1 protein-coding gene is annotated in these 15019 nt (G+C 75.9%); it reads right to left on the bottom strand.

Features of this window, described 5'->3' with window-relative positions; genetic code table 11:
- Nucleotides 1–24: 24 nt before the first annotated feature.
- Nucleotides 25–15012: a type I polyketide synthase gene (locus tag AMK19_RS09970; RefSeq protein WP_073810189.1), complete on the bottom strand. Its 14988-nt coding sequence runs from the start codon at nucleotides 15010–15012 to the stop codon at nucleotides 25–27.
- Nucleotides 15013–15019: the final 7 nt, after the last annotated feature.

Raw genomic sequence — 15019 nt, 5'->3', positions numbered from 1 at the left:
CCTGGTTCGGGTGTCGGGTCGGTGTCATGACAGGCCGAGTTCGTTGTCGATGAGGTCGAAGAGTTCGTCGTCGCTGGCGCCGTCCATCCGGTCCTCGATGGAGTCGGCTGCCGTGCCGTCGCCGTCGGCCGCCGGGTCGACGCGGCGCAGGAGTTCCCGGAGCCGGTCGGCGAGCCGGTCGCGGTCCGCCGGGTCGTCGAGGGCGCCGTCGAGGGCGTCTTCGAGGCGGTCCAGTTCGGCGAGGCCGGGGACCGGGCCGGGCCCGGCCTCCGGGACGAGTTCGGCGGCGAGGTGTCCGGCGATCGCGGCCGGGGTGGGGTGGTCGAAGAGCAGGGTGGCCGGCAGGGGGTGGCCGGTGGCGGCGCGCAGCCGGTTGCGCAGTTCCACCGCGGTCAGCGAGTCGAAGCCGACCTCCAGCAGGCCGCGTCCGGGATCGACCGCGGCCGGGCCGCTGTGGCCGAGCACCAGGGCGGCGTGCGAGCGGACCAGGTCGAGGAGGACCCGGCCGCGCTGGGTGTCGTTGAGGGAGGCCAGGCGCTGCTTCAGGGCGTCGGGCCCGTCGGGGCCGGTTCCGGCGGCGGGGCCCGCGGTGCCGCGCCGGGCGGCGGGGCGCACCAGGCCGCGCAGCAGGGCGGGGACGCCGCCGGCGCCCGCCTGGGCGCGGACGGCCGCGGTGTCGAGCCGCAGCGGGAGGACGACCGGCTCGTCGAGGGTGCCGGCCGTGTCGAACAGCGCGAGTCCCTGGGCCGGGTCGAAGGCGACGATCCCGCCCCGGGCGATCCGTCGCAGGTCGGCCTCGGTGAGCCCGCCGGTCATCCCGGTGCTGTTGGCCCACAGGCCCCAGGCGAGGGAGCGGCCGGGCAGCCCGTCGGCGCGGCGCCGGTGGGCCAGGGCGTCCAGGAAGGCGTTGGCGGCGGCGTAGTTGCCCTGGCCCATGCCGCCGAAGATGCCGGCGATGGACGAGAACAGGACGAACTCGGACAGGTCCAGGCCGGCGGTGAGTTCGTGCAGGTTGATCGCCGCGTCCACCTTGGGGCGCAGGACGATGTCCAGTTGCTCGGGCGTCATGGTGGCGACGACGCCGTCGGCCAGGACGCCTGCGGCGTGCACCACGCCGGTCAGCGGGTGCGCGGGGGGCAGGGCGGCCAGCAGGGCGGCGAGGGCGTCGCGGTCGGCGGCGTCGCAGGCGGCGATCTCGGCGTGCGCGCCCAGCGCGGCGAGCTCGGCGAGGAGTTCCGCCGCGCCGTCGGCGGCGGGGCCGCTGCGGCTGGTCAGCAGCAGGTGCCGGACGCCGTGTTCGGCGGCCAGGTGGCGGGCGACGTGGGCGCCGATGGCGCCGGTGCCGCCGGTGATCAGGACGGTTCCGTCGCCGCCCCAGCCGGGTGTGCGCCCGGCGGCGGCCAGCGGCACGCGGGCCAGCCGGGCGACGTGGACGGCCCCGGCCCGGATCGCGAGCTGGGGTTCCCCGGAGGCGAGGGCTTCGGCGAGCACGACCGGCGGGGTCTCGGCGTCCAGGTCCAGCAGGACGAAGCGGTCGGGGTTCTCGGTCTGCGCCGAGCGGACCAGGCCCCAGAGCGCGGCCAGGGCCGGGTCCGGTACGTCGTCGCCGGTCACCGGGACCGCGCCCGCGGTGACCAGGACCAGCTTGGAGCCGGTCAGGCGCTCCTCGGCCAGCCAGTCGCGCAGCAGGGCGAGGACCGTACCGAGGCCGTCGTGGACCGCGCCGCGGAGAACACCGGCCGGGACGGGCGGGCAAGCCGCCAGAACCAGCCGGGGCGGCGGAGTGCCCGCGTCGAGCAGTGCGGACAGCGCGGCGAGGTCGGCGACCGTACGGCCGGGGAGCGGCGCGGCGCCGGAGGGCAGGGGCGTCCCGGCGCCGAGCACGGTCCAGGACTCCGGGCCGGGGACGGTGCCCGTCGCGACGCGCTCCGGCAGGGCCTGCCACTCGGGGCGGAACAGTTCCTCGTGGTGTCCGGCGCGGGCGGCCTTGAAGCGGTCGGCCGAGACGGGCCGCAGGACGAGGGAGCGGGCCGAGACCACCGGCCGCCCGGCGGCGTCGGTCGCCCGTACGGCGACGGCGTCGCGACCCGTGGGGGTCAGCCGCAGCCGGAGTTCGGTGGCGCCGGAGGCGTGCAGGCGCACCCCGTTCCAGGAGAACGGCAGCCAGCCCTGCGCGGGTCCCTCCAGTACGTCGAACACCAGCGCGTGCAGGGCGGCGTCGAGCAGCGCCGGGTGCAGGCCGAACGCGGCGGCGTCCGGCTGCTGCTCCTCCGGCAGGCTTGCGACGGCGTACACCTCGTCGCCGAGCCGCCAGGCCGCGCGCAGGCCCTGGAACGCGGGGCCGTAGGCGAATCCGCCGCCCGCGAAGCGGTCGTACAGGCCTTCCGTGTCGAGGGGGACGGCTCCGGGCGGCGGCCAGGCCTCGGGGTCCGCCGGGTCGACCGGGTCCGCCCGGTCGGGGGCTGCGGCGGTGCCGAGCAGGCCGCTCGCGTGCCGGGTCCAGGGGGCGTCGGGGCCGTCGTCGGCGGCCCGGGCGTGGATGCTCAGCGGGCGGGTGCCGGAGGCGTCCGGGCTTCCGACGGTGAGCTGGAGTGTGACGGCTCCACCCGCCGGGAGCACCAGCGGCGCTTCCAGGGTCAGTTCCTCGACCTGGTCGCAGCCGACCTGGTCGCCCGCGCGGACCGCGAGTTCCAGGAACGCGGTGGCGGGGAACAGCACGCCCTCGTAGACGCCGTGGTCGGCCAGCCAGGGGTGGCTGCGGACCGAGAACCTGCTGGTGAACAGGAAGCCGTCGGAGTCCGCGAGTTCCGTTCCGGCGCCGAGCAGCGGGTGGTCGACGGTCAGCAGTCCGGCGGCGGGCAGGCCGGCCGTGGCCGGGCCGGCCGGCAGCCAGTAGCCGGCCCGCTGGAAGGCGTAGGTCGGCAGGTCGGCGGCGGAGCGGGACGGGCCGCCGGGGTGGACGGCGCTCCAGTCCACGGGGACGCCCGTGACGTGCAGCCGGGCCAGGGCGGCCGTCGCCGCGGGGGCTTCGGGCCGGTCCTTGCGCAGCAGGGGCACCAGCACGGGGCTGCCGGTGGCGCCGGTCAGGCAGTCCTGGCCCATGGCGGTGAGCGCGCCGTCGGGTCCGAGTTCGAGGAACGCGGTGACGCCGTCGCGCTCCAGGTGGCGTACGCCGTCCTGGAAGCGGACGGTGCCGCGCACGTGCTCCACCCAGTAGTCCGGTGAGCCGAGCTGCTCGGCGGTGGCCGGCTCGCCCGTCAGGTCGGAGATGACGGGGATGGCGGCCTCCCCCGGGACGATCCGTGCCGCGACCTCGCGGAACTCGGCGAGCATCGGCTCCATGAGGGGCGAGTGGAAGGCGTGGGAGACCCGCAGTCGTCGGGTCTTGCGGCCGCGCGCGGCGAGCACGGCGGCGATCTCGTCCACCACCGCCGCGTCGCCGGAGATCACGGTCGAGGCCGGGCCGTTGACCGCGGCGAGGCCGACGTCGCTCTCGCGGCCCGCGAGCAGCGGCAGCACCTCTTCCTCCCCGGCGGCGAGGGCGACCATCGCGCCGCCCGCCGGGAGGGCCTGCATGAGCCGTCCCCGCGCGACCACCAGCGCCGCGGCGTCGGGCAGGGTGAACACCCCGGCGACGTGGGCGGCGGCCAGCTCTCCCACGGAGTGGCCGAGCAGCCGGTCGGGGCGCACGCCCCAGTGCTCGACGAGGCGGAACAGGGCGACGCCGAGGGCGAACAGGGCGGGCTGGGTGTACTCGGTGCGGTCCAGCAGGCCGTGGCCGGGGTCGCCGGGGGCCGCGTCGATCACCTCCCGCAGCGGGTGGTCGAGCAGCGGGTCGAGTTCCGCGCAGACCGCGTCGAAGGCGTCGGCGAAGACCGGGAACCGCGCGTACAGTCCGGCGCCCATGCCGGTGCGCTGGCTGCCCTGGCCGGCGAACAGGAAGGCGGTCTTCGCGGCCGGGCCGGTGACACCGCTCACCAGGTCCGCCGACGGCTCGCCGGCGGCGAGGGCGGTGAGCCCCTGGAGCAGGGTCTGCCGGTCCGTGCCGGTGAGGGCGGCCCGGTACTCGAAGGCGCTGCGGTTCAGCGCCAGGGAGCGGCCCAGGTCCGCGACGGCGAGGGTCGGGGTCTGCTCCACGTGCCGGAGCAGCCGGGCGGCCTGCTCCCGCAGCGCGTCCGCGCCACGGGCGGAGAGCAGCCAGGGCAGGGCGGGCGCGGCAAGGGCGACGGGTGCGTCGGAGGTGGTCTCCAGGGCCGGTTCGGTGGGCTGTTCGAGGATGGTGTGGGCGTTGGTGCCGCTGACTCCGAACGAGGACACTGCGGCCCGCCGGGGGCGGCCGGTCTCCGGCCACGGGGTGTCGTCGGTGAGCAGCCGGACCGCGCCGGCCGACCAGTCGACGTGCGGGGTCGGCGTGTCGACGTGCAGGGTGCGCGGCAGTGTCCCGTGCCGCATGGCCTGCACCATCTTGATGATGCCGGCGACTCCGGCGGCGGCCTGGCTGTGCCCGATGTTCGACTTCAGCGACCCCAGCAACAGCGGCTGCTGCGCGCCGCGTTCGCGGCCGTACGTGGCCATCAGTGCCTGGGCCTCGATCGGGTCGCCGAGCCGGGTGCCGGTGCCGTGCGCCTCCACCGCGTCGACCTCGGCGGCGGTCAGTCCGGCGTCGGCGAGGGCCGCCCGGATGACGCGCTGCTGGGACGGTCCGTTGGGGGCGGTCAGGCCGTTGCTGGCGCCGTCCTGGTTGACGGCGGAGCCGCGGACGAGGGCGAGCACCGGGTGGCCGTTGCGCCGGGCGTCCGAGAGGCGTTCCAGGACGAGCAGTCCGGCGCCCTCGGCCCAGGAGGTGCCGTCGGCGGCGGCGGCGAACGGTTTGCAGCGGCCGTCCTCGGCGAGCACCCGTTGCCGGCTGAACTCCACGAACGCGCCCGGCGTCGACATCACGGTCACCCCGCCGGCGAGCGCCAGCGAGCATTCGCCGGCCCGCAGCGACCGGGCCGCGAGGTGGACCGCGACCAGCGACGAGGAGCAGGCCGTGTCGACGGTCACCGCGGGCCCTTCGAGGCCGAGGCTGTAGGAGATCCGCCCGGACGCCACGCTGCCCGCGCTGCCGATGCCGAGGTAGCCCTCGAACTCCTCGGAGGGTTCGGTGACGCGCGACCCGTAGTCGTGGTGGCTGCATCCGACGAAGACGCCGCTCGCGCTGCCCTTGAGCGACAGCGGGTCGATGCCGGCCCGCTCGAACGCCTCCCAGGAGAGTTCGAGCAGCAGCCGCTGCTGGGGGTCGATGGTCAGCGCCTCGCGCGGGGAGATCCCGAAGAAGGCCGGGTCGAAGCGGTCGGCGTCGTGGAGGAAGCCGCCTTCCCGCGCGTAGGTGCTGCCGACCCGGTCCGGGTCGGGGTCGTAGAGGCCGTCCAGGTCCCAGCCGCGTCCGGTGGGGAAGCCGGTGATCGCGTCCTGTCCGCCCGCGACGAGCTCCCACAGTTCCTCGGGGGTGCTGACGCCGCCGGGGTAGCGGCAGCTCATGGCGACCACGGCGATCGCCTCGTCCTCGGGCACCGCGGCGGCCGCGGTCGGCTGCCCGGGGGCGTCGGACGTCTCGGCGGCGGGCGCGCCCGGCAGTTCGGTGCGCAGGTGTCCGGCCAGGACCGTGGCCGTGGGGTAGTCGAAGGCCAGGGTCACCGGCAGGCGCAGGCCGGTGGCTGCGGCGAGCCGGTTGCGCAGTTCGACGGCGGTCAGCGAGTCGAAGCCGATGTCCTTGAACGCCTGGTCGGGTCCCACTGCCTCGGGCCCGGGGTGGCCGAGCACGGCGGCGACCTCGGAGCGGACCACGTCCAGCAGGGCCCGGTCCCGTTCCGCCGGGGGCAGCGCGGCCAGCCGCAGGGCCTGCGACTCGGCGGCGTCGGCGGTGCTCCGGGACTCGGCCGCGGCGGCGAGCGCGTCCCGTACCTCGGGCAGGTCCCCGAGGGCGGCGCTGGGCCGGAGCGCGGTGTACGCCCGGGTGAAGCGGTCCCAGGCGAAGTCGGCGACGAGGACCGCCGTGTCGTCGTGGCCGAGGGCCTGGCGCAGCGCGGTCGTGGCCGTGGCGGGATCCATCGCGGGCAGGCCGTCGCGGATCAGCCGTTCGGCGACCGCTCCGGCGGCGAGGCTGTCGCCGCCCCACAGGCCCCAGGCCACCGAGGTGCCGGACAGTCCGAGGTCGCGGCGCTGCCGGGCCAGGGCGTCGAGGTAGGCGTTGGCGGCGGCGTAGCTGCCCTGGCCGGTGCCGCCGAGCGTGCCGGCGAGCGAGGAGAACAGCACGAAGGCGGCCAGGTCGAGTTCACGGGTGAGCTCGTCGAGGTTGCGTGCGCCGTCGAGCTTGGGGCGCAGGACGCCGGCCGCGCGTTCGGGGGTGATCGAGTCGATCACCCCGTCGTCGAGGACGCCCGCGGTGTGCAGGACGGCGCGCAGCGGGCGCTCGGCCGGAATGCCGGCGAGCAGTTCCGCCAGTGCGTCGCGGTCCGCGACGTCGCAGGCCACCGCGGTGGCGTCGGCGCCGAGTCCGCGCAGTTCGGCCAGCAGGGCGTCGGCCCCGGGGGCCTGTGCGCCGCGCCGGCTGGTGAGCAGCAGGTGCGCGGTGCCGGTGCGGGCGAGCCATCGAGCGATCTGGGCGCCGAGGCCGCCGGTGCCGCCGGTGATCAGGACGGTGCCCTCGGGCGTCCAGTCGCGTACGGGGGCGGTGTCGCCGAGTGCGGCGTGGACGACCCTGCGGCCGTAGCGGCCGGTGGCGCGTACCGCCACCTGGTCCTCGCCGTCGGGGTCGGTCAGGGCTTCGGCGAGCCGGGTCGCGGCCCGGTCGTCGAGCTGTCGCGGCAGGTCGACCAGGCCGGCCCAGCGCTGCGGGTATTCGACGCCGGCGACTCCGCCGAGGCCCCAGACCAGGGCCTGGAGGGTGCTGTCGATCCGGTCGGAGCGGCCGACCGACACCGCGCCGCGGGTGGCGCACCAGAGCGGGGCGTCGGTGCCGAGGTCGCCCAGGGCCTGGAGGAGCGCGACCGTCAGGGTGAGGCCGCGGGGAAGCGCCGAGCCGTCGCCGTGCGGTTCTTCGGCCAGGGCGAGCAGCGACAGGATTCCGGCGGGCGGCCCGTCGGTGCGGTCGTGGGTGTCGCGGAGCAGGGCGGCGAACCGGGTCCGGTCGGTCGCGTCGGGGCCCGCCTCGACGAGGACGGGGGTGGCGCCGTGTCCGCGCAGGGAGTCCACGGCGAACGCGACGGCCGGGTCCTCGGCGGTGCCGGCCGGGGCGACGACGAGCCAGCTGCCGGTGAGCCGGGGCCGCTCGGAGGCCGGCAGGGGCTTCCAGGCGACCCGGTAGCGCCAGCTGTCGGCGGTCCGGTCGTCGGCCCGGCCGCGCGCCCACTCGGCGAGGGTGGGTGCCAGCGAGGCGAGGGAGGCCCTCAGTTCCCCGTCCTCGACCCGCAGGAGGGTGGCGAGGGCGTCCAGGTCCCCGTGGTCGACCGCCTCCCAGAAGCCGGAGTCGGCCGGGCCCGCGCCGGTCGTGGCGTCGGTGCCGGTCAGGGCGTCGGCGGGCCGGCCGGCGGTGGTGTCCAGCCAGTAGCGCTGCTGCTGGAAGGCGTAGGTGGGCAGGGGCTGCTTGCGCGCGCCGGTTCCGGCGAACACCGTGCCCCAGTCCACCGGCAGTCCGCGGACGTGGAGTTCGGTGAGCGCGGCGAGGAAGCGGCCGGGGCCGCCCTCGGTGCGGCGCAGGGTGCCGACGACGGCTCCGTCGCCGGCTCCGGCCGCTTCGACGGCCTGCTGGAGCCAGACGGTCAACGCGGGGTGGGTGCTGCACTCGACGAAGGTGGTGTGTCCGTCGGCGATGAGCGCGTCGACCGCCCGTCCGAACTCCACCGGCCGGCGCAGGTTCTCGTACCAGTACGCGGCGTCCAGGCCCAGGGTGTCCACGGGGCCGCCGCTGACCGTCGAGTAGAACGGGATGTCGGAGGTCCGCGGCGCGGTGCCGCCGAGGAGGGTGAGCAGTTCCTCCCGGAGCTCCTCCACCTGGGGCGAGTGCCCGGCGAAGTCCACGCCGGGGACCGGCCAGGTCAGGACGCCCGCCTCGGAGTACTGCTCGCGCAGTCGTTCCAGTGCCGCCGGGTCGCCGGAGACCGTCACCGACGTCGGCCCGTTGACCGCGGCGACGTCGAGTGCCCCGTCGTGGGCGGACAGTGCTTCGCGGACGGCTTCGACCGGCTGCGGCACGAACAGCATGCCGCCGCGTCCGGTCAGGGCCAGCAGGGCCCGGCTGCGCAGGGCGACGATCCGGGCCGCGTCGTCCAGCGAGAGCGCGCCGGCCACGCAGGCGGCGGCGATCTCCCCCTGGGAGTGGCCGACCACGGCGTCGGGGACGATCCCGTGCGCCCGCCACAGCTCGGCCAGCGACACCATCACCGCCCACAGCACCGGCTGCACCACGTCCACCCGGTCCAGCGGGGGCGCGTCGGGCTCGTCCCGCAGGACCGCGAGCAGCGACCAGTCCAGGTGCGGGGCGAGGGCGCGTGCGCAGGCCGCGATCCGGTCGGCGAAGGCCGGGGCGTGGTCGAGCAGTTCCCGGGCCATGCCGGCCCACTGCGATCCCTGGCCGGGGAAGACGAAGACGGTCCTGGCGGATCGGGCGACGGTGCCTTCGACCAGGCCGGGTGCGCGGTCTCCCGCGGCCAGCGCGGCCAGGCCGCCCAGCAGGGCCGCGCGGTCGTCGCCGACGACGGCTGCGCGGTGCTCGAAGGCGGTCCTGGTGGTGGCCAGGGAGTGGCCGACGTCGACGGACGACAGCTCCGGGTGTTCCGTCAGGTGTGCGTGCAGCCGCTCCGCCTGGGCCTTCACCGCCTCGGCGGTCCGCCCGGACAGCACCCACGGGACGGCGGACGACCCGGGTACGGGCACGGGTGCGGGTACGGGTGCGAGCTCGGGCTCGGCGGGCGGCTGCTCGATGACGACGTGCGCGTTGGTGCCGCTCAGGCCGAACGAGGACACGCCGGCCCGGCGCGGCCGTCCCGTCTCCGGCCAGGGGGTGGCCTCGGTCAGCAGGGCGACGGCGCCCGCCGTCCAGTCGACGTTCGGGGACGGCCGGTCGATGTGCAGAGTCTGCGGCAGCTCGCCGTGGCCCATGGCCAGCACCATCTTGATGATGCCGCCGACCCCGGCGGCGGCCTGGGTGTGCCCGATGTTCGACTTCAGCGACCCGAGCCACACCGGACGGTCGGCCGGCCGGTCCTGGCCGTAGGTGGCCAGCAGCGCGTCGGCCTCGATCGGGTCGCCCAGCCGGGTGCCGGTGCCGTGCGCCTCGACGGCGTCCACGTCGGCGGCCGACAGCCGGGCGTTCGCCAGCGCGTCGCGGATCACCCGCTGCTGGGCCAGGCCGCTGGGCGCGGTCAGCCCGTTGCTCGCGCCGTCCTGGTTGATCGCCGAGCCGCGCAGCACCGCGAGCACCGGGTGGCCGTTGCGGCGGGCGTCCGAGAGGCGTTCCAGGAGCAGCAGGCCCACGCCCTCGGCCATGCCGAAGCCGTCCGCCGAGGCGGCGAAGGACTTGCAGCGCCCGTCCTCGGCGAGCCCGCGCTGCCGGCTGAAGCCGGTGAACGACAGCGGGGTGCCCATCACCGTGGCGCCGCCCGCCAGGGCCAGCGCGCATTCTCCCGAGCGCAGCGACTGCGCGGCGAGGTGGACCGCCACCAGCGACGAGGAGCAGGCCGTGTCCACGGTCACTGCGGGCCCCTGGAGGCCGAGTTGGTAGGCGACCCGCCCGGACAGGACGCTGGTGGAGATGCCCGCGATGAACAGGCCCTCCAGTTCCTCGGGGACGTCGCGCAGGGTGCCGCCGTAGCCCTGGTAGGAGGCGCCGGCGAAGACGCCGGTCGGGGTGCCGTGCAGGGACGCCGGGTCGATGCCGGCCCGCTCGATCGCCTCCCAGGAGGTTTCGAGCAGCAGTCGCTGCTGCGGGTCCATGGCCAGGGCCTCGCGCGGCGAGATGCCGAAGAACCCGGGGTCGAACCGGTCCGCGTCCCCGACGAATCCGCCTGCGGCGGCGTAGCTCCGGCCGGGCCGGTCGGGGTCCGCGTCGTACAGCGCGTCGAGGTCCCAGCCCCGGTCGGACGGCAGCCCGGAGACCGCGTCGCGCCCGTCGGCGACCAGGCGCCACAGGTCCTCGGGGGTGCGTACGCCGCCGGGGTAGCGGCAGCTCATGGAGACGATCACGACGGGGTCGTCGTCCGTGGCGGGTGCCGCCGACGGGGGCTGCCGGACGGTGGCGGGTTCCTCGGCGGCGCCCAGCAGTCCGGTCTCCACCCGCCGGGCGAGCGCGGTCGCCGACGAGTAGTCGAAGACGACGGTGACCGGGAGCCGCAGGCCGGTGGCGGTGTTGAGCCGGTTGCGCATGTCCACGGCGGTCAGGGAGTCGAAGCCCAGGTCGCGGAAGGCCCGGCCGGGGGCGACCGCGTCCGGCGAGTCGTGGCCGAGGACGGCGGCCGCGTGGGTGCGGACCAGGTCGACCAGCACCCGGGTCCGCTCGGCCGCCGGGAGCGGCTCCAGCCGGTCGCGCAGCGCCGAGGGCGTTCCCTGGGCCCCGGTCCCGTCGGCCTCCGGTTCGGCGGCCAGCGCGGTGCGCACCTCGGGGAGTTCCCCGATCAGCGGGCTGGGGCGGGCCGAGGTGAAGACCGTCGCGAAGCGGTCCCAGTCGATGTCGGCGACCACGACCACCGTCTCGTCGTGGTCCAGGACCTGCTGGAGCCCGGTGATCGCGACCGCGGGCGGCATGAAGAGCACGCCGTGGCCGCGCAGGGTCTCCTCCGCCAGTTCGGCCGCCATCCCGCCGGCCCCGCCCTCGGGGCTCCAGATGCCCCACACCACGGAGGTCGCGGCGAGGCCGCGGCTCCTGCGGTCCTCGGCGAGGCCGTCGAGGTAGGCGTTGGCGGCGGCGTAGGCGCCGTGGACGGCGCTGCCCCACACCCCGGAGATGGAGGAGAACAGCACGAACGCGTCGAGCGTGTCCCGGTCGAAGAGCAGGTCCAGGTTCCTGGCCCCGCCGACCTTGGCGTGGAGGGTGTCGGCGAACTCGTCCGCGTCGGTGTCGGGCAGTGGCACCAGCAGCCCGGCCCCTGCGGCGTGGAAGACGGTGCTGATCCGGTGGCCGTCCTGTTCGAGGCCGTCCTTCAGCTCGCGCAGGGCCTCCAGCTCGGCGACGTCGCACGAGGCCAGGGTGACCCGGGCGCCGAGGGCGGCCAGTTCCTCGGAGAGCTCCGACGCACCCGGCGCGTCCGTGCCGCGCCGGCTGACCAGCACCAGGTGCCCGGCTCCGCGCCGGGCCAGCCAGCGCGCGATCTGCGCGCCGATTCCGCCGGTGCCGCCGGTGATCAGCACGGTGCCGCCGGGCCGCCAGCTGCGCTGCGGCGCGGTGTCGCCCAGGGCGGACCGGACCAGCCGCCGGCCGTGGCAGCCGGTGGCCCGTACGGCGACCTGGTCCTCGTCCCCGGCGCCGCCGGCCAGCACCCGGCACAGCTGCGGGGCGGTGTCCGTGTCCAGGACCTCCGGGAGGTCGATCAGACCGCCCCAGCGCTGCGGGAACTCCAGCGCGGCGACCCGGCCCAGACCCCAGAGCAGGTTCTGCGCGGCGCTGACCGCGCTCCCGGTGTCCGTGCCCCCGACCGACACCGCACCCCGGGTCGCCCACCACAGGGGCGCGTCGATCCCGGCGTCGCCGAGGGCCTGCACCAGGGCCAGGTTGAGCGCGGTGCCCAGCGGGACGGAGGGGTGCGCCGAGTGCGGGCGCTCGTCGAGGCCCAGCAGCGACAGCACTCCCGTCACCGGGCCGGGCAGCGCGCCGAGGGAGGCGCGGACCCGGTCGGCCAGCACGGCGCGGTCGGCCTCCGCCTCGGTGATCCGTACGTGGACCACCGAAGCCCCGGCCTGCTCCATGACGTGGACGGTCGCCTCCGATCGGCGCGCCCCGTCCTCGGGCCGACCGTCCGACGACAGCACGAGCCAGTTGCCGTCCAATGCGACCGGGGGGCCCTCGGGCAGGGCCCGCCAGGTCACCCGGTAGCGCCAGGAATCGACCACCGAACGCTCGGTGCGCTCGGTGCGCCAGGTGGCGAGCGCGGGGAGCACCACGTTCAGCGGGTCCTCGGGCGTCACCCCCAGGGTCGTGGTGAACCGGTCCAGGTCGCCCCCGCCCAGGGCCTCCCAGAAGTCGTCGCCGTCCGAGGACGTTCCGGCAGGACCACCCGCCGCGGGGACGGTGTCCTCCAGCCAGTACGGGCGACGCTGGAAGGGGTAGGTGGGCAGGGAGACGCCGTCCGGACGGTGTCCGGCGAACACCCGGTCCCAGTCGGGCGACAGGCCGCCCGCGTGGGCCTCTCCCAGGGACGTCAGGAAGCGGTCGAGGCCGCCCTCGCCGCGCCGCAGCGTGCCCACGACCACGGCGGGGCCCTGCGCGGAGCCGGCGATGTCCGCCTCGTCGGCGGTCTGCTGGACACCGAAGGTGAGCACGGGGTGCGGGCTGGACTCGACGAAGAACCGGAAGCCCTCCGCCAGCAACTCCGCCGTGGCCTGCTCGAACTCGACGGTCTCCCGGAGGTTGCGGTACCAGTACTCGGCGTCCAGGGACTTCGTGTCCAGCCGGCCGCCCGTCACCGTCGAGTGGAACGGCACCGCACCCGGGACGGGGGTGATGCCGGACAGGTCGGCGAGCAACTGCTCGCGGATCTCCTCCACATGCACGGAGTGCGACGCGTAGTCGACCTCGATCAGACGCGCCCGCACCCCCTCCCCCACAAGCTCTTCCACCAGTGTCGCGACCGCGTCGGCATCACCCGACACCACCGTCGACGACGGGCCGTTCACCGCCGCCACCGACAACCGGCCCGCTATTCGCTCCCGCACCGCCTCCACCGGCAGCGGCACCGACGCCATCCCACCCCGGCCCGCCAACGCGCGGATCGCCCGGGAACGCAACGCCACCACACGGGCGCCGTCGTCGATGCTCAGACCGCCCGCCACCACAGCGGCGGCGATCTCGCCCTGCGAGTGACCGACCACGGCGTCCGGAACCACGCCGAACGAACGCCACAGCTCCGCCAGCGAGACCATCACGGCCCACAGCACCGGCTGCACCACATCGACGCGCGCCAACAGCGCCTCCGAGCCCAGCGCCTCCGCCAACGACCAATCCACATACGGCGCCAGAGCCCGCTCACACTCCGCCATCCGTTTCGCGAACACAGCCGATTCGCCCAGCAGCTCCGCAGCCATCCCCACCCACTGCGAACCCTGACCCGGGAACACCAGCACCGAGCGGCCGGACGACACGCCGTCGCCCCGCACCAGCCCGGGCACCGTGCGGCCCTCCGCCAGCGCCTTCACGCCGTCGAGCAGCCGGTCCGGGTCGGTGCCCACCACCACGGCGCGCCGTTCGAAGGCGGTACGCGTGAGGGCGAGGGCGCGGCCGGTGTCGGCGGCCCGCAGGGGTGCGGGGTCGGCGCTCAGGTGTGCCAGCAGCCGGGCCGCCTGGTCGCGCAGCGCCTCGTCGGTACGCCCGGACAGCACCCAGGGCAGCGGGTACGCGTCGCCGCCGGCCGCGGTGTCGGCCACCGGTTCGGCTTCCTCCGCCGGGGCCTGTTCCACGATCAGGTGGGCGTTGGTGCCGCTGACGCCGAAGGCGGACACGCCGGCCCGGCGCGGGCGGCCGGTGTCGTCCCACGCCCGGGCCTCGGAGAGGACTTCCACGGCTCCCGACGTCCAGTCCACCATGGGCGTCGGACGGTCCGCGTGCAGGGTCCTGGGCAGTTCGCCGTGCTCGATCGCCAGCACCATCTTGATGACGCCGCCCACTCCGGCCGCCGCCGAGGTGTGGCCGATGTTCGACTTCAACGAGCCCAGCCGCAGGGGCCGTTCGGCGGGCCGCCCCTGGCCGTACGTGGCCAGCAGGGCCTGCGCCTCGATCGGGTCGCCGAGGGTGGTGCCGGTGCCGTGCGCCTCCACCACGTCCACCTCGGACGCCGTCAGACCCGCGTCCACGAGCGCCGCCCGGATCACCCGCTGCTGCGACGGGCCGCTCGGCGCGGTCAGTCCGTTGCTCGCACCGTCCTGGTTCGTGGCCGAACCCCGGACGACGGCCAGCACCGGGTGCCCGTTGCGCCGCGCGTCCGACAGCCGTTCCAGCAGCAGGACGCCGGCGCCCTCGGACCAGCCGGTTCCGTCCGCGTCGGCCCCGAACGCCTTGCAGCGGCCGTCGGCCGACAGTGCGCGCTGGCGGCTGAACGCCACGAACGGGTCGGGCGTCGCCATCACCGACACCCCGCCGGCCAGGGCCAGCGTGCAGTCGCCGGCCCGCAGGGCCCGGATCGCCAGGTGCAGGGCGACCAGGGAGGAGGAGCAGGCCGTGTCCACGGTCACCGCGGGCCCTTCGAGGCCCAGGGTGTAGGCGATCCGGCCGGAGACCACACTGCTCGCGGTCCCGGTGTCCAGCAGGCCCTGGACCTCGGGGAGGTGGCGCGAACCCGCGCCGTAGCCGTTGCCGATCGCCCCGAGGAAGACACCGGTGCCGGTGCGCCGCAGCGTGCGGGGGTCGATCGCGGCCCGCTCGACCGCCTCCCAGGCGGTCTCCAGGGCCAGCCGCTGCTGCGGGTCCATGGCGAGGGCCTCGCGCGGCGAGATGCCGAAGAACTCCGCGTCGAACTCGGCGGCGTCGTGCAGGAAGCCGCCGTTGCGGGTGTAGGAGGTGCCGGGCCGCTCGGGGTCCGGGTCGTAGAGGCCCTCCAGGTCCCAGCCGCGGTTGACCGGCCAGGCGGAGATCGCGTCGGTGCCCCGGGAGACCAGGTCCCACAGCAGTTCGGGCGTGTTGGCGCCGCCGGGATAGCGGCAGGCCATGGAGATGATGGCGATCGGTTCGTGGCGGGCCTGCTCGGCCTCGCGCAGCTGCCTCCGGGCGTCACCGAGGTCTGCGGTGGCGCGCCTGAGGTAGTCGAGCAGCTTCTTGTCGTCGGACATCAGTGCC

Origin of the sequence: Kitasatospora sp. CB01950 (genome assembly GCF_001905465.1) — a bacterium.
Classification (GTDB): Bacteria; Actinomycetota; Actinomycetes; order Streptomycetales; family Streptomycetaceae; genus Kitasatospora.
This window is presented reverse-complemented; position numbering and strand designations above follow the sequence as displayed.

Excerpts from the sequence above, each read along its gene's own strand:
- AMK19_RS09970 (WP_073810189.1), bottom strand. The coding sequence starts at position 15,012 with ATGTCCGACGACAAGAAGCTGCTCGACTACCTCAGGCGCGCCACCGCA.